We start from the raw sequence: 23840 nt of genomic DNA, 5'->3' as shown, positions 1-23840 counted from the left end.
AATTATATTTTTGATTGCATTTCCTTAATATCATCACGATAATAAAATGCAATTGTTAAAAGAATCAATAGCAATATCAATGATATTCCAGTAACTCTTATGATATCTTCTTCATCAATAATAATTTTTTTAACAACACTTGGATTTCCAGCGGCTTGACCTTCACCTGCACTTGGAGCATTTGAAGTTGGTCCAACATTATTTGATGGATTGCTGTTTGAACCTGATTCCTGCATTGAGGTTCCATTTCCAGATGTTGTCTTTTGATGGGTATTTCCAGATTGTGTTGTAGCTCCTTGACCGTTGCCATTTCCATTGCCAGAAATTCCATTGCCATTGGATGTTCCACCATTTCCATTTCCAGGAATTAATCCGCCGTTGCCTCCAGTATTATCATCATTTCCTCCGTCACCAGGTTTATCATCTGTGATATCTTCTAGAAGTCCCGGTCTTGGCAGATTAGGATAAGGTTTTCCGACATCCTCAATAGGCCTTATATAAGGGCTGTATGGAGGATATTCCAGATGCAGGAAACTCGGATCATCTGACTTGTAGACAATGGAATATGTGGACATGTCAACTGAAACATAGATGATATTTCCATCAGAGGCATCCCTTTCAAAAGTTCCGGTTCCGTTGTACAGCACAAAGCTTTTTGATCTTCCATTATTAACCTTATGAGTAACGATTCTTGATGGGAGTTGACTAACAATTTCGTCGTCTGAATTGTAAAAAGTCACATTAAATAAATAAACATCCATTTGCTTGATAGTGATGTTGATATTGCTGGTTCTGACCTTTGGACATAAATTCAAAACTCCTCCGTACCAGTTTTCACCGATATCCAACCTGTTAATCACATGGTCATATATGGTTTCACTTGCATCAATCTCGTTTTGAGGATTGTGTATGATTACGTTAAAGCGAATGTCCTGACCTTTTGGAAGAACATAGTCATAATTAAACTTAATTCCACTGCCTGAATTATAGGAAATAAGATTATAGAATATGCTGTTGCTTCCAATATCTGATATGGAAATTCCATTTTCAAGATTGGTGTTGATGATATTTGAGGTTATGGTAACATTATTTGATGCTTTTGATATGTATATCCCGTCAAATGAATTGCTGTTGATTGTATTTGAGTCAATCACTACATTTTGGCCAACTTTTTCAAATTCTACTCCATTTTTGGCATTGTTGTTGATTTCATTGTTTCCAATATGTAAATTAGTTGCAACATCTCCGTAATAAACACCATCAATTTCGTCTGAAGCGTAAATACCATTCTTTTTGTTCTTGTTGATGTTATTGTAATAGATGTAAATGTTATTAGATTTGGAAAGTGCAATTCCATTTTCTTGATTTGAATAAATTTTGTTATTGATGACATTGCAATCATCTGCAAATGCAAGCACGATTCCGTTAGCTGCATTGTTGTTGATTTCATTGCTGTCAATCTCAAGGTATCTCACATTTTCGGCAACAATTCCATTTCCTTTTGAAGCAATCTTATTGTTGTTTATGGTAACGTAATCGGAATTTTTAACTTTTATTGCATCGCCATCTGAATCCAGATTAAAACCTGAAATTGAAGACAGTGAACTGTTCTTGCCATTTATTTCAAAAATTGCCTCTTTAATGTTGGATTTAATGACAGTGTTGCCATTGCCTATCAATGTTAATCTCTTATCAATTATCAAGTTCACATTCTCATACAAATCTCCCTTGAATAATATTACATTGTTTGCTTTTGCATTGTCCAGGATTGCCTGGATTTCATCGTTGGTTAAGTTTTCACCAATGACTTTTGTGTTGTTCAGATAAAGCAAGGTCTGTTTTGAGCATGGGTTGTACTGAGAATTTCCTTGAAACTGTGTTGTAACCTTGTATTGCCCATCATCCAATCGAATTTGCAGGGATGCTTTACCGTTTGAATCTGTTTTCAATTCATGGCTTTCGCCATCTATTGAAATGATGATTTTGGCATTGGGGATAGCTTTATTTTCCTTGCTTAGCAATGTGACGTCAAAATTCTTCCCGATTACATCATATTCAACTTCATCAGGAGCATCAATATATGTGCCTTGCTTTGCAGTTAGCAAATCATCTGAACTTCGTTCATAAACACTTTGATTATCGATTTGGGAAAGCAGGTTACCGTCCGTTTGATTTGTGCAATTTTCTTCGGCATGGATTACATTAATGCATGATATGAAAAGTATTAAAATAAAAGCAATATTTAACCATCGTTTATTTATATTTTCACCTCCTTTCAATCCGATTTATAACAAATTAATTATTGAAAATTAATCATATAATACTTTATAAATTTTATATTTTATATTATTATTGTTTAAATTGTATTTGGAGGAATATTATTCAAATATATATGAATTTATAGCAATAGTTATAATAAAAAAATATATAAAAACTTATTTTAAAAAATATGTGTAATCAATGTTATATCGATATAATAGTGAGGTTTAAAGTGATGAATTATAACAAAAATATTATTTTTTGCTTGCTGTGCATATTGTTGCTTTCAAGCGTTATGACATGTTCATTTGCAATTGACAGCGACTCTACAAACTTAAATGCTTATAACGGGACTGTACAGTTAAGCGTTGAAGTTGATAATGATACAATAAGTTTAAACGATGATGTTGAAAATGAATATGATATATTATTAAGTGAAGGTGGAGATTCCCCTCTTGGAGACGAATATCAACCGGATTCAAATGGAATATATGTTTCTCCATCAGGAAGTAATTTAGGTGACGGGTCTTACTACAGCCCATACAAATCAATTGACAAGGCAATTTATGTTGCAACAAATGGTAAAACAATATATCTTGCCAATGCAACCTTTAAAATCACTTCCACCCTATCATTAGGTAAGGATTTAACTTTCACTTCATATGATGGTGGAAAACCAGTTATTGACGGACAAAATAACTGTGGAATTCTAAAATTAACTGCGGACTGTTCATTCAGTTTCAATGGCATAACCTTCATTAACGGTAATGCTCAAAATGGTGGTGTTGTCGACTTCCAGAATTATAATCAATATTACGGGTCATTTTACAACTGCACATTCATAAACAACACTGCAACAAATAATGGTGGAGTATTCTATGAAGGCCGTAACGAAAAAATGTTTTCCATGTCAGATAAGTTATATGTAACTAGCTGCATATTCCTGAATAACACTGCAAAACAAGGGAGCATCTATTTTGGCGGGTCCAATACATTCAGTTTCTTATCAATGCAATATTGCATAGCCCTTGGAAATTCCAATTATGCAGTTTATGCAACAAGCAACCGGGACGGATTGATAGCTGAAAACTTCTGGGGAACTAATGAAGGCATAAATAAGATAGTTAACTATAATGGATATGATGTTACAAGTTCAAGACTGGTTATCGTTGCTGACAATGTCAATCCAACTGTTGATGACCAGGTTATTTTGACTGCAAAATTGATTACCAGCGGAGGAGCGGATTTTTCATCACGCATTTATATTCCTGAAATTCCTATAACATTCACATCCTCCTCAGGCAATTTAAGTGATAAAAAAGTCATTTTGACCAATAATAAGGCAAGTTCTGTCTTTACAACTTCTGAACTTGGTGAAGTGCTGGTCACTGCTCAAATGGGTGATTTCATTGTCAATGTGACTTTGAACATTTTACCATCCCCTCAATACGTCTCTGCTAATGCGCAGGACGGCGAAGGTGATGGGTCATTTAACAATCCTTATTCATTAAGTGACGCGATTGATGCCGTCAATAATGGTGCAGTAAACAAAATAGTTCTGTTTGAAGGGGATTATGCATTTCCACAGTCATACACATTGGCATGTGACATGTCCGTTTCAGCATATGCAACTCCATACAAAACAGATTATGTGTCAATCACTTCAAATAATGGTTTTTTAGTGCTTAATGATAATATTAATGTAAACATCACTAATTTAACAATACTAAACTCTCACTCTCAACACAACCCATTATTTGATGTTGGTTCAAATTCAAACTTAACTCTGAAAAATCTCATATTAAGAAACAACACACTGCTCGAAACAGGTGCAGTCATTGCGAATGTGGGAATGGATGCAAGTTTAAACATTGAATATTCACATATTGTCAATAATGACGCATTAATCAAATCCATAGATGAATATGGATATTTATTTAATAATTTAGGCACTGTTGTTGCAAACAATAACTGGTGGGGATCCAATAAAGGAAGTTCATATACTGATTACTTATCATTAGGTAATGAAATAGTAAGCGACTCCTGGTTTATTTTATCCCAAAGCCAGGAAAAACAGGTTTTAAGAACAGAATGGCAATCAGCATTCAGTGTCTGGTTAACTGATAACCTTAACAACACTGTAAATGAGTATCTACCTGAATTGGTGCTTCAAATAACAACCAATACTGGTAATTTAGATGCTTATCATGTTATTTTAAACAAACAAAATGCTTATTCAATTGTAAATAGAATTTCAGAGATTACCGACAACGCTACAGTCATGATCTCAGCGGATAATGAGACATTGAAAACAGTCTTTGAATATGAAATTCCATTAACAGAGATTTTCCTTGCAGTGGACGGAGATGATGAAAACGGTGACGGAAGCATCAATAATCCATTTTTATCAATTGAAAAAGCAATAACCCGTGCAAAGGAATCTGGTGCAACAATATATCTTCTAAAAGGTACTTATGATGTCACTGTAGTCTGTAAGAACCTGTTTTACAATAACACTTATGTCGGATTGAATTACATTAACAATAGGAATCTAACAATCTCTTCTTATAATGGTAAAGTTGTGATTGACAGGACCAAATCATATTTGATATTTGGTTTCGGGTCAAAGACAGTAATTAATCTCATTGGAATTAATTTTGAAAATGGACTGCACACTTCAGGCAGTGAACTTGGAGCGATTCGAAGTTCCGGAATTCTAACAGTCAGAAATTGTTCATTTGCTAATGTTCCTAAAGGAAATAACTTTGCGGAGTTCATTGGCATTTCAAATCCTGGAAAACTGTATGTTTACGATTCAAACTTTACAAATATAGGTGTTGTTGGTCCGCAATATACCAATGGAGCAATACACATTTCAGGATACAATGCATATGCTTACTTGTATAATTGTTACTTTGCAAATAATGGATACTACAAAACTGTAATTGATGGAGTGGAGGTTTATAAATTTGGTAATACCGAATCTGCAGTCAGATGTCAACAAGCGAAAGTTGATTTTGAAAAATGCAGGTTTGAAAATAGTTCAAAGCCAGTAATGATTTATGATTACGCAAAAATGAACTTTAAGGATTGCAGTTTTAAGGATAATGGGGGATTGCCTTGTCTTTATGTAACAAGCAGGGGATCAGGATTTAACGTTGACAACTGCACATTCATAAACAATACTGCAGGGGCAATTGGAATTTCAATGTCATATCTGAATGATAATGAGATAAATGTTTATAATTCCAGATTTATCAACAACACTGCCACTACTGGTGGTGCCATTTCTTTAGCTCAAGCAGGTTCTGTCATAAGCAACTGTTATTTTGAGGGAAATCATGCGGTAAACGGTGGTGCAATCTACAATTATTATGCTTCTTTATTGGTTGAGCATTGTGAGTTCTATAACAACTCTGCAACCGACAAGGGCGGATCCATTTATACAGAAGGAACAGATGATTATATTGATATACAATACAATATATTCTCAAACAGTGCTGCAAATATCGGAGGAGTAATCTATAATAAGGGAATAACCTCTTTATTCTACAATATAATGTCAAACGGAACAGCATCAAACGGTTCTTATATCTATAATGATAATAGGGCGGGGAATATCTATATAAACATTTTAAATAACACTACACACACCGTTTATAAGAATGACTTGACAACAATCTCTGCTTTTGTAAGCGATGATATGGCAAACCCAATCACCGGTGGAGAGGTCGTGTTTAAAGTAAATGGTGAGGAGATTCATGCAACATCCCTTGAAGGAATTGCAAGCATTGATTATGTGTTTGATAAGGAAGGCACATATGAAATCGGCGCCAATTATACTGGAAGCAGGAGATATGTGGTAATTGTTGGAAAAGCCACATTAAATGTGGTTAAAAAATCAACAGTTCTTGAGGTTTCCGATAAATATGTATATTACTCCGTTATAGATAATTTCACAGTTTTACTGAAAGACTGTGAAGGTAATGTCCTTAAAAATGCTGGTATTATAATCACTTTAAACAATGAAAACCATCAGCTGACAACTGATGATAATGGTGCTGCCTCCATTGAGTATTGTCTGCCGTTAGGAAGTTACAGCGCAGTGGTCAGGTTTGATGGGAATGAAAATTATCTTGCCGCTCAATCAAGTGCAATAATTAAAGTATTGTCAACCATTCATGCAAACGACATGACCAGAGGATATAACAGTGGATGCGATTATGAATTTGGATTATTGAATGTTGACAGTAAGCCTTTAAACGATTCTATTATAATATTTAAAGTGAATGGAAAAGAATATTCACTAATTAGTGATGCAAATGGAATTGTTAAGCTTAATAAAAAATTGGCAGTGGGCACATACTCAATCGAATTGACAAATCCAATCAGCAATGAATCAATCACCAAAAAATTCACAATTTCAAAAAGAATAGTTGATAATAAAAATCTGGTAATGGATTACGCCGATGGGTCAAGCTTTAAAGTTCGCATCATAGGTGATGATGGTCGTTATGTTGGAGCCGGACAAACTGTAACATTCTATATCAATAAAGTGAAATACACTTCCAAAACTGATAAGAATGGATATGCATCATTAAAAATTGTTTCTGTTCCAAAAACATACACTATAACTGCCGAATACAAAGGATATAAGACGACCAATAAACTAACAGTAAAACAGGTTATCAAGACATCCAATGTTAAAGTGAAAAAGTCTGCAAAAACCTTTAAAATAAAAGTAACTTTAAAAACTTCTAAGGGAAAGGCAATTAAAAGTAAAAAAATCACTTTGAAATTTAAGGGAAAAACATACAAGGCTAAAACCAATAAAAAAGGAATAGCTACCTTTATGATTAAAAAGAATGTGATTAAAAAACTTAAAGCAGGTAAAAAGTACGCATTCAAAGTTACTTATATTAAAAACACTGTTCAAAAAAGAGTTATTGTTAAAAAATAGTTTAACATTAACTCCAATATTTTTTTTTATTTCACGTGATGATAGTAATTTATAATTCGATAATCCTAATTTTCTTTTATTATAATTTATTTTCACTTATTTTTAATTTTTCTAAATAAATAATATTTAATTTTAAAAATAATCTTTTAAAATTGTTTAATTTGTTATTTAATTGATTATATATCTATAAAATATTTTAGTAATAATTATATATTATATGCAATATAATTATTATCGTTATGAATTCATACTCATAATAGTTTAATATTTATTAATTAAGGAGGAAAAAATAAATGTCAAGTCTCAAAAAGAAGTCACTATTGCTATTGATGGCAATGATTGTTCTTATTGCTATACCAATGTCATTTGCTAGTGATGTTGATGACCAACTTGCTGTTGATGATGATAGTGACATTATTTCTGTAACTGATGATATTGATCAAATTTCAGATGTTGATTCTGAAAACGAATTAGGCAGCACTCCCGTGCCTGATAATGGTGCATTTGTCTATATGGGCACTGATAGCGCCACTATCGATGATGGAACAGGTGTAACAATCTCTGGTGAGATTCGTTATGGATATGGTGCAGGAGGCAGCGATGTAATAACTGGTGGAAACTTCCCAGTAACATGCACTTATGAGGATGCAAGCGGAGATATTCAAACTTACTCCACTACCACCACAACCAATGGTAAATTTACTTTTGATACTTCTACTTTCATTGGATTAAGTGGTAGGGATACTCCTTATTCCTTGACTATTTCCGCTACTGATGACTCATCAGGTACTGCTTCAATGTATAGTGGTAGTTCAACCATCTTATCTGCAACTTATACTTTAACCATCAACGAACCTGAACCTGTTATTCCAGGCATTGATGATGTTGCTTCTAAGGTTGATGCTGCTGGTGATGGTGATGTTATTGATTTAAGTGATTATGATGTTTATGATTTTGTTGATGGTTCTTTGACTATTGCTAAGAGTAACATTACTTTGAAAGGTAATGGTGATACTGTTATTAAGGGTCATGGTGTGGGTAATGGTTTATTCTATATTACTGGTTCTAATGTGACTATTCAAGGAATTCACTTTGTTGACACCAATCCTAATAATAATTTCACTTACGGTGGTTCCACTAATGGTTGGGGTGTTAACTTTAGAAGTGTTGAAGGCGGTTTAGTTAAAGATTGTAATTTCACTGATTTCAACAGTGCTGTTGTTGTTCAAGGTTCCACTGATGTTGTAATTGAAGACAACTTCTTTAATGGTGGTTACACTACTGTGATTGCTAATGATCCTACTGTTAATGTTGAAAAAGGTTCCAAATCTCTTAACATTTACAGACAATCTTCAAAAATCACTGTTAGAGGCAACACCTTTGAAGGCCCTATTCTTGATGGTGTTTCCATTGCTCAAGGTAGTGGTTCCAACATTGTGGAAAACAACACTTTCATCGGTAACACTTACTCTATTTACTTCGGTGGTTCATCCACTAAAAACTCTATAATTAGGAACAATAAGTTCATTAATTGTGGTTACTTCAAGGAAGGGGATGTTGAATGGGACAAATTGCCTGTTATCAGCATTCAAAAGGCTTCCAATGATATTGCTATTGAAAACAATAATTTCACAGCTCTCACTAATAGTGTTTTAATTGCTGCTGAGCAAGGTAACGAAGCTCACGGTTTCCCATCATCATTAGGTAACATCAACGTAACAGGTAACCAAGTTGATTTGGCTGCTGATGTAGATGGTAGGTCCGTTGTATTGTTCCATGTTTTATGCAGAGATGATACTGAATTGAACTTATTTGCACCATTAAAAGTTGATGATAACACTTTAGCTAGTGGTGTTCGTGAATATGTGGTTTGGTACACTGCTTGGGGTGAAGAAGTGGCTGTTTTAAATAACACTGCTGCTGATATTCAAGCTGCTATTGATGCTGCTAACCCTGGTGCTGTAATTGATTTAACTGCTGTTCCTAGTTTTGACTTTGGTGATGACGGTATCACAATCGCTAAAGACAACATTACATTAAAAGGTGACAACACCCGTATTATCGGTAACGGTGTTGGAAATGGTTTATTCTATATTACCGGTTCCAATGTAACTATCCAAGGATTTGACTTTGTTGATGTTAACCCTAGCAACATCTTTGTTTATGGTGGTTCTGTAAACGGTTGGGGAGTTAACATGAGAGGTGTAACCGGTGGATTAATCTCTGACTGTACATTTACCAATTTCGGTAGTGCGGTTGTGGTTCAAGGTTCCACTGATGTTGTTATTGAAAACAACAAGTTTACTGGTGGTTATACTACTGTGATTGCTAATGATCCTACTGTTAATGTTGAAAAAGGTTCCAAGTCTCTTAACATTTACAGACAATCTTCCAAGATTACTGTAAGGAACAATACCTTTGAAGGCCCTATTCTTGATGGTGTTTCCATTGCTCAAGGTAGTGGATCCAACATTGTGGAAAACAACACTTTCATTGGTAACACTTACTCTATTTACTTCGGTGGATCTTCAACTAAAAACTCTGTAATTAGAAACAACAAGTTCATTAACTGTGGTTACTTTGAAGAAGGAACTATTGTTTGGACTGAATTGCCTGTAATCAGTATTCAAAAAGCTGCTAACGACATTTCCATTGTGGACAATGATTTCGTTGCTCTTGATAATAGTGTATTGATTGCTGCTGAGCAAGGTAATGAAGCTCACGGTTTCCCATCTTCATTAGGTAACATCAATGTGACTGGTAACAATGTTACTTTGGCTAACGGTGCTTCCAAAGCATATAATATTGTTTTATTCAGCATCTACTGCAGAAATGGTGATTTAAACCTTTCCGCTCCTATCAATGTTTCAGGTAATGTTTTAGCTGATAATGTTAAAGCTGCTGTTGTTGAAACTACTGGTGATAAAGTCTTTGATGTTGAAACTCCTGTTGAATTGATTGGTACTGCAATTACTGCAAGTCCTATTACAATTAAAGCGGGTAATAATGGTAATTTGAAAATCACCTTGAAAGATCAAAATGGTAATCCTATTGCTAATGATTTGATTGTTGTTCAAGTTGATGGTGAACCATTGTTCATCGGTCCTACCGATGCTAATGGTGTTGTGAACGTGCCTGTTAAATATGCAAGCGCTACAACTAAATTCGCTTACATTTCATATGTTGACACTACCGGTAAGTACTTGTCTTCTTTAGAGACTGTTAAAATCACTGTTGTTAAAAAGGCTACCACTTTAACTGCTAAAAAAGCAACCTTAAAAGTTAAAAAGGCTAAAAAAGTTAAAGTTACCTTAAAATCTGAAGGTAAAGCTTTAGCTAAGAAAGTTGTGACCATTAAAGTTAACAAGAAAACTTTCAAGGCTAAAACCAATGCTAAAGGTGTTGCAACCATTAAGGTTAAAGTGACTAAAAAAGGTAAATTCACCGCAACAGTCAAATTTGCTGGTGACGGCGCTTACAAAGCAGTAACCAAAAAAGTAAAAATCAAAGTAAAAAAATAAGATAAAGTAATAATTCACTTATTACTTTTTTCTTTTCTTTTTTTTGCTTGAAAAATATAACAATAGTTATTTGAGGGAATTTATGAAAATTTATAAGTTTATGATGATGATTTCAATAGCAGTCATTTTCACATTACTCATTGGAGCAATATCCGCCGCAGAAGATTCAAATGACAATACGACTGCAGTTGATGATTCAATAAATGATATTGATACGAATATTCTGGAATCATCAAATGATGATGTTTTATCGGAATCTCCAAAAACTATAGTGGTCCCATTTGACAGGTATAATCCTAATGAGGTATTGCTGCCAAAGATTCAACCTGCAATTGACGGCGCAAATCCTGGAGACACCATAATAATAGAGGGCAATCCGGTTCATTGTCATTTGACCATAAACAAGAGATTGAATATTGTTGCAGGTGAAGGAACAACCATTGACGCATGTCCCCACCATACCCACGAGGGACTGGAGGAATATGGTGTATTTTATATAACTGCTGAGGGCAGCGGCTCAACAATTCAGGGATTCACATTCACCAATAAGGATAAGTCCAAAACCCCATTCAGCATTCTGATAGATGGGGCAAGTGATGTGACAATTAAGGACTGTACAATGGATTATGTTAATGAAAATGCTGATAAGATTACAGGAATTATTGTCAGAAATTCAAACAACATCAAACTATCCAATCTGATTGTCAACAATACAATCAATGGAATTACAATAATCAATTCATCAAACGTTGAAATCACAGATTGTATATTAAGTTATAATGACAATTACGGAGTCACTGTAGTCGGAAACTCCAGAAATGTCAAAATCAACTCTAATTCAATAAGGAATAACGGAAAATCAGGCATTAACCTGACCGTTGCAGATTATGTTTATGTCACTGACAACCTGATTGAAAACAATGGTTTGGAAAATTCTGATAGCGGATCTGGAATATATGTCAATACAAATGTCACAAAACTTGTCGTGACTGGAAATATCTTCATATCCAACGGCCTTCATGCCATAATGTATGATTACCGCGCAAGAAATCTGGACAATAGTGAAGGCGCAGACCAATTGACAATAGTGGACTGCAACTACTTTGAAGGACATTCATCAATGATTCTGCACCACAGAATCTATGTGGAAAGGTCCTACGGAACCATGGCATATGATGAGGCAAACGACATATTCTTCCCATCAGATAATGGAAATTATGTGGAAGGAAAAACATATGTATATATGCAAAGGGCATTCATATATCAGGACGTTCCATGCGGCTTCACATATTACACAACACAGATTCCATGGGCAGTTGAAGCCCCAAACAATAACGGCAAATATGACCTCTCATTAAGGTTAGGCGAAATAAGACAAACCAGCAATGGAGTGTATCAGGTGTCAATTGTTGACTCTAAGGGAAATGTGGCAACTATCTTCAACTCAGGATACGTCACATTCTTCTTAAATGAATATTCCACCATTGAACCTCAAGAGAATAATGTTTACAAGAAGGTTTTAATTCAAAATGGGGTTGCTACAGCAGACTTCAGAAGCTCATATGCATCATTCAAGACTTCTGGAAATGTTGTCACTGCAGCATTTAACGGATTGTCAGATGACGTTGAAAGGAATCCAAATTCCCAGTTTAATGTAAGTGATTCCAACATCCCGATCAGCCCGGCAACTAAGATAATTGCAACCAAGCTGACCACTTTTCCATTGTCCGACAGTTATTTTTCAGCAAAACTTGTTGACAGCAAGGGAAATCCAATCGCTAACCAAAAGGTTTCCATCAAATTCAATGGAAAGACATACAATGTTAAAACTGATGCACAGGGCATTGCCAAGGTAAAGGTTTCTCTAACCACTAAAAAAACATATGCTGTAACAATTGCATATGGTGGCGACGATAATCATAATAGTGCCAAGTTAACATCAAGCATTATTGTCAAAACAGGTTCTAAAAAGTCAAAAATAAAGGCTTCCAGCATCAAGGTTAAGAAGAACAAGAAGAAAACATTCAAGTTAAAATTAACAACCAGTGCCGGCAAGGCCATCAAGAGCCAAAAGATAATTGTCAAGTTGAACGGCAAGACATACACTCTTAAAACCAATAAGAAGGGAATTGCAAAGCTTTCCATTAAACTTAAAAAGGTCAAAACATATAAGGTTTCAATGAAATTCTTAGGAAACGCCAATTTTAAGGCAAGTTCAAAAACCGTGAAAGTGATTGTCAAAAAATAATGCTTTTTCCTTTTTTTCATTTCTTTTTTTTATCAAATCTTTAAATATTATTTTTAATAAATGAATAATTAACGTTTTGCATATTATATCATAACAAAAATAATTAAGTTGAATTTATAAGTTTAATTCTAAATTTATTTGAATTTAATTATTTTTAATTTATATTATTGGTTTATTGGGGGAATAAAAATAAAAAAACTTAAATTTAACATTATTTTGGTGTTTATACTATTTTTTTCGATATTACTAGTCAACACAGTATGTGCGGAAGATGTCGAAATCAATCAAACAATTGATGAAAACAGTTTCGATTCAATTCAAAACATTATTGACAATGCCGAATCAGGCGATTCAATTTACTTGGAAAACAAGACATATACAAGCAATGGTTCTGCAGTAAAGATTAATAAGGACATAACAATCTATGGATCAAGTTCCAAAGCCACAATTCTTGACGCAGATTACAAGTCAAACATATTCATAATTTCAAAAAACGTTAATGTGAACGTTTACGGTTTGACATTCATAAACGGAAAAACTGCCTCTGATGGTGGAGCGATTAGCAACAATGGAAAATTAACAATATTCGATTCAAAATTCATCAATAACGAGGCAACCGACCTTGCATCAGGTGGAGCGATAAGGGGTTCAACCGGTTCCAAACTAAATATACATAACTCTGTATTTGAAGGAAACACTGCAACCTTTGGTGCGGCAATAGACAGTTATTTCTCAGATTCTCAAATCATCAACTGCACATTCATCAACAATGTCGGCCACGAGGGAGGAGCAATATATAACAGATTCAGTAATGTTTATCTAATCAATTCCACTTTCATCAATAATTCCGCAACACGCGGTGGAGGAATCTACAACAATAGAGGATATCTTGTAATCAACGGATCCAAATTCCATTCAAACTCAGCATCTCACTTAGGAGGAGGTGTCAAAAGCTGGGGAGTCTGTGAAATATATAATAGTGACATCAGAAACAACACCGGGGAATTAGGTGGCGGAGCATATATCTCAGAGTATCTGATGACCGTTCGCAACTGCATCTTTGACAACAACAATGCCGTTGAAGGGGGAGGAATAATCGCAGATTCAGATGGTCACTTGGACATCAAAAATTCAACAGTCACCAATAATTTCGCTGAAATCGGAGGAGGAATCGACTGCAGTTGGGGATATCTGACATTGGAGGATTGCCTTATTAAAAACAACTCCGCAAGCGATAATGGCGGAGGATTGGCATGTGTCGTATTCGAATCCGATGTCAAGAATGCCATTATTCTTGACAATTACGCCAAAAATGGTGGAGGATTATACATAGGTAAGAAAATCACTGTGAACTTTTCAAATGTCATAATAGCCAACAATTCCGCAGAGATTGGCGGGGGAGTCTACAATCAGGGAATCGTAACATTAAATAAGTTCACCATAACCAACAATTCCGCATCCAATGGGGCGGGAATTTACAATGAGAACACTTTAGATTTATTTGATTGTAAAATCAACATGAATTCAGCCTCTAACGGGGGTGCAGTTTACAATACCAAAAATCTAAACATCACTGGTGGTGAAATCAATCTCAATCACGCCACTCAGGGTGGAGCAATTTACAACAATGGAAATTTAAACGCAGTGAAAAGCAATTTGGAAAAAAATGATGCAAACAATGGAGGAGTCATCTATAACAATGCTCAGCTTCATGTTACCGATTCCAAACTGAACAATAATAAGGCAAGCAATTATGGTGGTGTTGCTTATAATAAAGGTAATCTGGAACTGATAAATTCAAAATTGGATTCAAATGAGGCACAAATCGGAGGTGTGTTGTACAATTTAGATAAAACAACCTCAATTGATAATTGTGACCTCAAAAACAACAAGGCAAGCAGAGGAGCTGCCATATATAGTGTGTCCCAATTGATTATTGACAACTCAAACTTTGAAAGCAATATTGTCGAGCATACCTATGGAGTTTTAGGAATTCTGTCCGGTAATGTAACAATAACAAGCTCTATATTCAAGTCAAACAAGGGTTCTGATGAGGGTGGAGTCATTTTCAATAGTGGAGCCACTATCTTTATAAACAATTCACAATTCTTGTCCAATAAGGCTATTAGTTATGGTGGTGCCATAGACAATGCAGGCAAGCTGACAATTGAAAACACCATTTTTGACAATAATCAGGCATATGGTGCCGGAGCAATCGACAACGGTGGAGAGATAACTATAATCAAATCCACATTCACAAACAATAAGGCAACTAAGAATGGGGGTGCAATAGACAACAATAATGTCTTAAACATTTACGGAGCCATATTTGAAAACAATGTTGCAGGAGCTCAGGGTGGTGCAATAATCGCAAGAAAGGACATTAACATGACACACTCCGCATTGTTCAATAATCAGGCTTCCCAGGGAAATGCGATTTATGTCAATAATCAAAACAGCAACATGACAGATAACTGGTGGGGATGCAACAATCCTGACTTTGAAAGTCTGCTAAATTTTGCAATTGCTGACAATTTCACTTGGATCATAATGGGCTTTGAATCCACAACCAATTTAATGCAATATGAATCCGCTAATATTGCAGTTTCCCTTAACAAGGTAATGAATAATAAGGGGGAAGTCTCACAATTGCAGAGCACTTCTGATCTGCCAACTCTTAAGGTCAGCTTATCTATAGGTGACACATTAAATGTTGCAAACGGTTACATTTCAAAGTCAATAAGCCTTCCGAAAGTCTCTTCAATTACAGTAAAACTGTATGATGGGTCACTTTCATTGCCTGTTTCAATCAATCCATCAAAAATAACCAACAATAAGGATGTTACCGTTGACTATAATGGTAAAGTCACATTCAAGGTGCGTGTAATCGGAAAAGACGGTAAGGTTGTCGGAAAAGATGTTGTGGTACTCATGAAGGTTAATGGCAAAACATATAACGTGAAAACCGATGCAAAAGGATATGCCACAAAGACATTTGCATTGACTCCAGGAAAATATACCGTAACAACAACCTATAAAGGCTCTACAGTTAAAAACAAGATAATCGTCAAAAACGTTTTGAAGGTAAAGAATAAGGTTGCGAAAAAATCCAAAAAGATCAAATTCACAGCAACCTTAAAGACAAGCAAGGGCAAGGCCATAAAGAATAAGAAAATCACTTTCAAAATCAAGGGCAAAACATATAAGGCCAAAACCAACAAGAAGGGTGTTGCCACAGTCAAGTTTAAGAATCTTAAAGTTGGCAAGTATAAAGTGACTGTAAAGTACCTGAATTATCAGGTTAAGAAAACATTAAAAGTAAAGAAATAGTGTAGGAATCCTACACTTCATTTAATTTTTATTTTCACTGTCTTTTTAGATGCCTTGTATGACTTGTCTCCTTTAAATCTAATCACTGCCTTGAATTTACCTTTTTTCTTCATTTTAAGTTTGAACACACATTTTCCTTTGCTGTTTGTTTTCTTGGTGTAGGTCTTTCCGTTTATTTTCAAGGTCACTTTTTTCTTTTTAAGGACTGTTTTTCCGGATTTTAATGTTATAGTGTATTTTTTAGCTTTCTTTAATTTGAATGTCTTTGATTTTGCATAAATCCTTGTTTTTTTAGCTGCCTTTTTAACTATAACCGTATTGGATTTACCGTTGTCTGTATTGGGTGAGGTTTTGTTTTCAGGCATAGTGTCATTATCCTTGCTCTCCTCCTTTTTAGTGATATTGTTGAATGACACATTGCTTAATGTAGGAGTTGCTGTAGAATAGATTTCACTCTGATAGGATGACTGATCATTGTTGAATGAGGTGTTTTCAATTTTTGCGGATTTTGCAGTGATATATAATGATGCTCCATTAGGGGCGATATTGTGGTTGAATTCACTGTTGATTATTTCAAGTTCATCACTTGTAGCATATACTGCTCCACTCACTTCTGCAGAGTTTTGAGTAAAATTGGAATCATGAACATATCCATTTCCCTTAAAGTATATTGCTCCGGCATATTTTGCTGTATTTTTGAGGAATTCTGAATCCCTGACGATAACCTTGTTTTCTCCGGTTATTGCTCCCCCGTATCCTATTGCATTATTCTTCTGGAAACTGCAATTGCTTATTATGCCGTTGTACTGTAAATAGATTCCTCCACCGTCTCCTGCCTCATTGTTTGTGAATGTGGAATCGGTTATGTTGGCGTTCTGGCTGGTGTATAATCCGCCTCCAAGAAATGTTGCGAAGTTGTCTTCGAATTGGCAGTTGACCGTTTTGCTGTCACTGTCAAAACACACTCCCCCTCCAAAATATGCTGTGTTGCCAATGAATCTTGAATTCATGATGCTTCCAGTGTTCTTGAACAATACTGCACCGCCGCTGTTTGGGGAAATTGAATTTTTAATTGTGGAATTGATTAAAGAACCGTTGTCTCCAGTCCAATAGATTGCACCACCATGGGAGGTTGCATTTCCGTTAATCAGGTTGATGTTTTTTATGATGACGTTTTTGGCTTGAATTTTAAATATTCTTGCCTGTTTATTGGCGTCAATCGTATGTCCCTGTCCGTCAATGATGAAATCGTCGACATTGATTGTTATTCCATCACGATATTGGCTGTCCTTTTGTCCATCATATTGGTAATCTGTAGTCAAATTCAATGATCTTGTTTCTGCATTGCTGATTTCATCTGCAAGGGTTGAAAAATCACCAGGGTTTGCATTCAACACATTTTTGTTTTCATTGCTCAATGTCAAGTTGCTCTCCCCTGCACTTACACAGGATAAAGTAGCGAAAATAATCAGTATCACTGAAAGAATAATTAATCCATTTTTAATATTAAATCCCCCATCTTTTTACAATTGAATAAAGTTTTATAAATATATCTATATGTATTTTTCTTCAAATCACTTTAAACAATTTGTAAAATTTTTCTAATTTATTACAAAAAACCGAAATACATTAATTATATCGATAATATATTTGTATATATTGATGTTTTAAGTCATTGTTATAAAAAAATTAGGGGAGAATATGAAGATTAATAATGCAGTTATATTATTATCTTTTATTTTAGTTGCATTGATTTGCATTGGCTCTGCAGCTGCTGTGGAAGATAATGAAACGGTTGATTCATTAAATCTTGATGATGAATCAGAGGATAGTTTATTAACTAGTCCAAATGATGAACTCTCATTGTCAGCATCTCAAACAATCGATGTGGATAATGTTGGGGAAGACCATAACGAAATGAACGAACATACTATTAGAAATGCAATTAACTCTGCAAACGCCGGTGACACACTCATCATCAACGGTCAAAGCTATGATCATGTACATATCACTATTGATAAGCAATTGACAATCAAAAGTGATGTTGGAACTGTATTGAATCCATGCAGTAGCACTGCAGTTTCAGGCCATAGTGGAATTTTTTACATTACTGCACAGGCCAGCGGAACCATAATTGAAGGTTTTAATTTTAGAAATGATAACGGGAATATTTTCTCATCTGATGATTATGGCATATTGGTGAATGGCGCTTCAAATGTGATAATTAGAAACTGTACATTTTCTACTGATAATAGCGGAGATGCAATAAGGTTAGAAAATACGAATGCAGCAACAATAGACAATGTTTCAATTTCCAATGCGGAAAACGGAATAAGAATTAAGAATTCCCAAAACACTATTGTTAAGAATTCCATCATAAGTGCTTCAAATTATGGTATTGATGATGTTGATTCCACAAAAACAACCATAACCTCTAACAATATCGTTAACAATAAAAAATCAGGTATTTTAGTAGAAGGAACTTCCAGCAATCCTACAATCAGCTTCAACAACATTACAAGCAATGTTAAGGGCATCACCTTGACCTCCAGTGATAATATTAATATCCTGAGCAATTACATTTCCGAACACAGTGACTATGGAGTATATGTTAACTGTCAGGTTATTCAGCTCAACATCATTGGAAACTTCTTTTACATGAATTCATTCCCTGATGGTGGTGGGGAAATCTACAACGGACCAAATGCCCATGGATTCTTCAAGGAAGGTGGAGAAAAGTATTATGTGGTCAACAATAATTATTTCGTTGGAAATAATGTGAGGCCGGTTAACAACGCTAAAAGCGGAGGGGCATTTTTAGGATACACCTTTGAAATCAATGAGAATGTTGCTTGCCCTATTCTTCACTATAAATATGAAACAATATTATGGTCCGATGGAAATTACAGGCTTCAGTTAACTGAAGTGTCCCAATCCAAAAAGGGAATCTACACCATTTCCATTGTTGATGCAAATGGCAATGTGGCAAAGGGATTAAGCTCCATTCCGGTAATATTCTACATGAATAAGAACAACACTTATGTTGCACCTCAAGCAGGGGATGTCTACAAGAAGGTCATGATGGTTGACGGTACCGCAACAGTCAGATTCTATCCGGAAGACTTTAAAGAATCTGGAAACGTGGTGACTGTTGTTCTTCCAGGTACTTCAAACTACATTACCGGGGATGCATATCAGAATGTGAAGACATTCAATGTCGATGACAGCCTCATTCCAGGAAATGTGACAGCAACAAAAATCAGCGTTTCAGACTTGAGCACATATCCTCAATCCAACGCCAATATTGCAGTAACATTGACAGACATCTACAACAATCCGATTATGGGTGAGGAAGTCACATTCACTATCGGCTCCAAAACACTTAAGGCAACAACAGACGCCAACGGTAAGGCCACATTCAAGATCAGTGAAAATGCAGGCACATACAATGTTAAGGCTTCATATGCAGGTGACGATATAGACTATTCAGCATCAACCGCCCAGGCCAAGGTCACAGTCAAAAAGATTTCCACTAAACTCGTGGCATCTAACTATGCAATGTTCATAAAGAAGGCGGATTACTATCAATTGACTTTAAAGGACTCAACCGGAAAAGCATTGGCTGGTCAAAAGGTAACCATCAAGGTCAACAAGAAGACCTACACCAAAAAGACAAACTCCAAGGGAATCATCAAGCTGAAACTCAAACTCAAGAAGGGAAAATACAAGGTTGTGATGAATTACAAGGGCACCGCCAAGTATGCAGCTGCCAAAAAGACCACTAAAATCACTGTTAAACAGGTCTTGAAAACCAAGTTGACTGCCCCTAAGGTTACAACAACCCCTAAAACTTCAACCAAGTACACTGTAACCTTGAAAAATGAGAACGGAAAGGCCTTGAAAAGCCAAAAGGTCACAATCAAGGTTAACGGAAAGACCTACACCAAAAAGACCAACAGCAAAGGACAAGCGACAATCAAGGTCAAATTCTCAAAATTGAAATCATATAAGGTCAAGGCAACCTACAAGAAGACCAAATCCTATAAGAAATCCTCTGCAACAGGCAAGATTACAGTTCAAAAGATAGTGACCAAAATCACTGCCCCTAATATGGAAACAAATCCGAACACTGCAAAAGCTTACACTGTAACCTTGAAAACAAGCACAGGTAAGGCATTGGCCAAGCAAACATTGAAGATTACCATAAACGGCAAGACTTATTCCAAAACAACAGATTCCAATGGTAAGGTAACAATTCAGCCCGTCTTCAGTGTTGAGAATACCTATAAGGCAACCGTGACCTATGCAGGCACCACAATATATAAAAATTCAAATGCTGCAGGAACAATCAAGGTTTCAAGAATGACAACAGACTTGGTGAGCTACAACAGGACATTCTCAAAGGATTCCTCTGAAATGTACTCAATTACATTGAAAGACTCCAAAGGAAACGCAATGGGCAATCAGAATATTGCCTACACATTGAACAATCAAAATTATTCCAAAAGCACTGATGAAAACGGTCAAATTAAGATTGATGTTTCAGGATTGGGTGTGGGAACATATGACATTGTCTCAAGCTATTCCCAAACAAACCAGTACAGGGCTTCTGAGTCCAGAAGCACAATCACAATCTCCGATAAGGTGGGTGTCACATTCATCGATGAGAACCTGCCGGGAGATGAAATCCAGGCCAGATTCAATGAGGCAAGTGGAAAAGTGGAATTTTTAGGAAATAGCTATAATGACGTTAGCCTCACAATCGACAGGTTAGTGGACATTGCTTTCCTTCCAAATACAGTTTTAAATGGTAAAGCAGGAAGCCCTGTCTTGACAATTGCGGTTTCCAACTTCAACATATCAAATCTTACAATCAATGCAAATGAGGGATCTGGAATAGTCATCAGGGATGTGAGAAACGTAAGCATCATTAACAACACAATATCCAATACATTAGACCAGTCCAAGGTTGATGGATATGGTGCAGGTGAGATATTGATTCCTGGAAACGGAATTGAAATAGTGAACGCATCCGACATTCTCGTCTCCAAAAACGATGTTTCATCATTTGAAAATGCAATCTTCCTCAAGGATTCTGATGATTTGGAGATAAGCAACAATACATTGTCATTGAGCAATTACGGAATAACCTATGGTGTAGGAGTTAAAAACACAAACGTTACCAAAAACCTAATTACCAAAAACATCGGCCTGCATGTCATGAATATTCCTGAAGGGCCATTGGGTTACGGTATCTTCTTGAACCAGTCAGCAGTCAATGTTTCCATAACCCACAACAGGATTTTGGACAATTATATGGGAATTTCCGTTGACTCAAACTATTCAACAGGAATTGTCATTACAAGCAACTGGATTTCAGACAATGCGCTTGAGGGCATCAGGTTCAATGCAGGTTATGACCTCGCTGAAAATGCTGTTGAGCCAGACGTTAATGATAATGCAATATACAGGAACGCCAAAGGACCTAGTATGATGATATTGGGAGAGTTAAGCGCTAATCCTGAAGGTATCTATAAGTATGGTCCTGAAGACGACACAAAGAAATTGCAGTTGGGTGCAAACTGGTTCGGTAGGAATGCAAGAGTGACCTGGGACTATGACAAAAATATCACAGGTTACGGTACAATGTGTCCTAGAATCAATGCAACCTATATTTCCACAGGAGATATTGAGGTTGTAAGTCCTGGAACATATTCAATAAAATTCTATAAGCGTGGTGAAGTGGCTTCCAAACTGCCTGAATTTGAAATGTATGCTACATTGAATGACAAGGTTGAATTGAAGTTCTATGTTGTTGGCGGTGTGGGCACATTCACATTCGATTCCGCTAGCTTCGATGCACAATCCAATATAATCAGGGTTTCAATAGGTTCATTGTTTGACCAATACAGGACTTTCGTGGTGCTGGTCAACAAAACATTGGATTCCAGTGAAATTCCAGTTTAAAACATGTTTTAATTAACATATTTCTTCTTTTTTTATTTTTTTTCATAACATTTTCAATTACTCTCTAAAAATATAACAATAGTTAAATATAACGATTGTTAAATTAATACATATTGAGGTAAATTATTTTGGAGACAAATCATGAAAATAAATAAACTTATAATCTTTTCATTAATTCTGCTGGTCGGTTTGACATTCATCGGATCAATATCCGCTCAGGACAGTGATAATGTAACCTTATCCAGTGAAATTGATGACATAATTGAAATAAACGATAATGAAGAAATACTTGATGATTCATGCTGCGAGGATGAAACTGGGCCTAAAACATGGACTGTCGAGCCAGACCCGGAAAATCCTAACCAGGTTCAAAAGCCTACAGTTCAACCTGTAATTGATGCTGCAAACCCTGGAGACACTATTGTTCTTAACGGAACATTCGTCCATTGCCATTTCATGATCAACAAGACACTAAACATAATAGCAACCCCTGGAACAAGTGTTGGAGTATGTCCTCACCACACCCACATGATGAAGTACGGCACAGGCCCTGAGGAAAATGGAATATTCTACATCTCCCCAGAAGCCAACGGAACCGTTTTAAGTGGATTTTCATTTACAAACGACTTTTACTACATTGCAAACAACATCTACAATCCGTTCGGCGTTTATGTTGACGCAGATGATGTTGTATTGGAGAACTTGACATTCAATTGGGTGGGCGTTGCCCAGCAAACATCCAAATACAATCCTGAGGATTTCCAGTTCAATGCCATAATATTGAACAACACCAACAACACCCTAATCAGGAATATTGTTGTGGGCAATGTGAACAGTTTCATAAATTCAATCAACGCTTCAAACATCAATTCCAATAATATTTCAGCAGCTAAGGAGGAAGTCAAGCAACTGTCCCAGTCAAGCATTGCAATTGCCAACTTGAACATTTTGGCTGGAGATGCAGGCAACCTGCAGGTCACATTGAAGGACTCTCAGAACAATCCTCTTTCAAACAGGACTGTTGTTGTCATAATCGATGGAGTTTCAAAGGAAGTTGTAACTGATGGCAGCGGTGTTGCTAAACTTTCAGTTAAGTATTCCTCAGCAGGAACCCATTATGTTACAGTATCCTTTGCGGGGGATGACGACTACAAATCCTCAATTGGATCAAGCAAGATAGTTGTAAGCAAAAAATCAACAACCTTGAAAGCACCAAAAGCTACCTTGAAAGTCAAGAAGGCTAAAAAGATATCAATAACTTTAAAATCTAATGGTAAAGCTATTGCCAATAAGAAAATCACCCTCAAAGTTAATGGAAAAACATTTTCTGCCAAAACCAATTCCAAAGGTGTTGCTTCCATTAAGGTAAAAGTCACCAAAAAGGGATCTTTCAAGTACACTGCAAAATTTGCAGGTGACGGTGCATACAAGGCTGTAAGCAAAACTGGTAAAATTGTTGTTGAAAAATAAATTGATGTAGATTAACTACATCATCTTTTTCTATTTTTAAATTATAATCATTAATATTGTATATAGATGCAATTAAATTATAAGT

General features: G+C 35.7%; 8 protein-coding genes. 6 read left to right on the top strand and 2 right to left on the bottom strand.

Translation table 11 applies throughout. The features are described from left to right. Positions 1 to 2: 2 nt before the first annotated feature. The gene (locus E7Z78_RS01075; RefSeq protein ID WP_303723327.1) at positions 3 to 2279 is read right to left on the bottom strand and encodes a nitrous oxide reductase family maturation protein NosD; all 2277 of its coding nucleotides are present in this window, start codon (positions 2277 to 2279) and stop codon (positions 3 to 5) included. A 260-nt stretch (positions 2280 to 2539) separates the two neighbouring features. On the opposite strand from E7Z78_RS01075, the gene E7Z78_RS01070 reads away from it, so the two are divergent. The 4 genes from E7Z78_RS01070 (at position 2540) to E7Z78_RS01055 (ending at position 16318) form a co-directional block, all read left to right on the top strand. Continuing rightward, positions 2540 to 7219, top strand: coding sequence for an Ig-like domain-containing protein (locus tag E7Z78_RS01070; protein WP_303723326.1), 4680 nt, complete (start codon positions 2540 to 2542; stop codon positions 7217 to 7219). A 293-nt stretch (positions 7220 to 7512) separates the two neighbouring features. After that, on the top strand, positions 7513 to 10740 hold the full coding sequence (locus E7Z78_RS01065; RefSeq protein ID WP_303723325.1) for a right-handed parallel beta-helix repeat-containing protein: 3228 nt from the start codon (positions 7513 to 7515) through the stop codon (positions 10738 to 10740). An 82-nt stretch (positions 10741 to 10822) separates the two neighbouring features. Next, positions 10823 to 12988, top strand: a complete 2166-nt coding sequence (locus tag E7Z78_RS01060) for a right-handed parallel beta-helix repeat-containing protein (RefSeq protein ID WP_303723324.1) — start codon at positions 10823 to 10825, stop codon at positions 12986 to 12988. A 219-nt stretch (positions 12989 to 13207) separates the two neighbouring features. After that, positions 13208 to 16318: a right-handed parallel beta-helix repeat-containing protein gene (locus tag E7Z78_RS01055; protein WP_303723323.1), complete on the top strand. Its 3111-nt coding sequence runs from the start codon at positions 13208 to 13210 to the stop codon at positions 16316 to 16318. Between the two features lie 17 nt (positions 16319 to 16335). Here the strand turns inward: E7Z78_RS01055 and E7Z78_RS01050 are convergent, their stop codons facing one another. Then, on the bottom strand, positions 16336 to 17742 hold the full coding sequence (locus E7Z78_RS01050) for a hypothetical protein (RefSeq protein WP_303723322.1): 1407 nt from the start codon (positions 17740 to 17742) through the stop codon (positions 16336 to 16338). A 277-nt stretch (positions 17743 to 18019) separates the two neighbouring features. Between E7Z78_RS01050 and E7Z78_RS01045 the strand changes: the two genes are divergently transcribed. Both E7Z78_RS01045 and E7Z78_RS01040 read left to right on the top strand, forming a co-directional pair. After that, a complete protein-coding gene (locus E7Z78_RS01045; RefSeq protein ID WP_303723321.1) occupies positions 18020 to 22285 on the top strand; it encodes a right-handed parallel beta-helix repeat-containing protein in 4266 nt (1421 codons plus the stop codon). Positions 22286 to 22426: 141 nt separating this feature from the next. After that, positions 22427 to 23755 (top strand): Ig-like domain-containing protein, encoded by a 1329-nt coding sequence (locus E7Z78_RS01040; protein WP_303723320.1) that lies wholly within the window; start codon positions 22427 to 22429, stop codon positions 23753 to 23755. Positions 23756 to 23840 lie beyond the last annotated feature (85 nt).

This window comes from Methanobrevibacter thaueri (assembly GCF_015062915.1).
In the GTDB taxonomy this organism is placed as follows: Archaea; Methanobacteriota; Methanobacteria; order Methanobacteriales; family Methanobacteriaceae; genus Methanocatella; species Methanocatella thaueri_B.
The sequence above is the reverse complement of the archived record's forward strand: the minus strand, read 5'-3'. Positions and strand labels throughout refer to the sequence as shown.

Bases quoted from the DNA above. Each gene is read 5' to 3' on its own strand.
- E7Z78_RS01060 (WP_303723324.1), top strand. From the start codon at position 10,823: ATGAAAATTTATAAGTTTATGATGATGATTTCAATAGCAGTCATTTTC.
- E7Z78_RS01040 (WP_303723320.1), top strand. From the start codon at position 22,427: ATGAAAATAAATAAACTTATAATCTTTTCATTAATTCTGCTGGTCGGT.
- E7Z78_RS01065 (WP_303723325.1), top strand. From the start codon at position 7,513: ATGTCAAGTCTCAAAAAGAAGTCACTATTGCTATTGATGGCAATGATT.
- E7Z78_RS01045 (WP_303723321.1), top strand. From the start codon at position 18,020: ATGAAGATTAATAATGCAGTTATATTATTATCTTTTATTTTAGTTGCA.